At 63.5% G+C, this 992-nt stretch carries 2 protein-coding genes; both read right to left on the bottom strand.

Features of this window, described 5'->3' with window-relative positions; genetic code table 11:
- The coding region (locus tag AC1DWI_RS24415) for a DUF2817 domain-containing protein (RefSeq protein WP_477726077.1) at nucleotides 1–523 on the bottom strand (523 nt) is incomplete at its 3' end.
- Nucleotides 524–539: 16 nt separating this feature from the next.
- The coding region (locus tag AC1DWI_RS24410) for a M20/M25/M40 family metallo-hydrolase (protein WP_477726076.1) at nucleotides 540–992 on the bottom strand (453 nt) is incomplete at its 5' end.

Raw genomic sequence — 992 nt, 5'->3', positions numbered from 1 at the left:
CCTGGTAACGTGCCACACCACGGGTGTCAATGTAGGCCGCAATGGCGGCCTGGTTTTCGCTTGTAGGGGGCCACCGCGCGGGTAGCAGCAAATCGTGGAGCTCGCGGTAAGCCTCATTGACAGGCAAGGGCTGGCCGAAGTCATGGAAGTTGCGGTTCAAGTCCACGTTTTCGTGCGTGGTGCGCCGTGCATGGGAAAAGCCGTGGGGATTGATCGCGTGAATGTAGAGCACTGCCACACCGCCCGCGCGGGCCTTGGCGCGCCATTCGGCGTCCTGTGCGGCATACACCTGCACACCCGAGCCACAGTAGCCTTCCACGCCGTGGCAAGCGCTGCTGACGATAAAGAGCTTGTTTGCGTCAGGTGAGCCGTCCAGGGCCACATCCATCGCGAGGGTTTCGCCGTCGCGGCCCTTCAGCGGGTGTTCATAGGCGCGAAGCGCCATGCCGGCGGCGCGAGCCGCCTCGAGGAATTTGGCGCGCGCAGCCGCATAACTGGCTGAAAAAGCCGCGTGTGTGTTCATGGTGTTGTTGGCGTTGTCAGGGGCGCACCTCAGGAACCGTRCCCAGCCAGCGCGTAGCCAGCTGGACCCAGTAGGTGCCACCCAGGGGGATCAGGTCGTCGTTGAAGTCGTAGCTCGGGTTGTGCAGCGTGCAGGGCCCTTCGCCGTGGCCCATGTCGCGGTGCGCGCCGTCTCCGTTGGAAATGAAACAGTAGGCGCCGGGTTTGGCTTGCAGCATGTAGGCGAAGTCTTCGGCGCCCATGGTGGGCTCCTGCGGCAGCACGTTGGCCGGCCCCACGATGTCGCTCATCACCCGGCGTGCGAAGTCGGCCTCGGCGGCGCTGTTGACCGTGGGCGGGTAGTTGCGCGTGAACTCGAATTCGCAGCGTGCTTCAAACGCGGCACAGGTGTGTTCGGCCACTTCCTTCATGCGCTTTTCAATCATGTCCAGCACTTCAATGCTGAACGTGCGCACTGTGCCCTGCAACTC

The organism is Polaromonas sp. P3_C2 (assembly GCF_056402675.1).
Note: the sequence above shows the minus strand (reverse complement) of the source record. Positions and strands in the feature narration are given on the sequence as shown.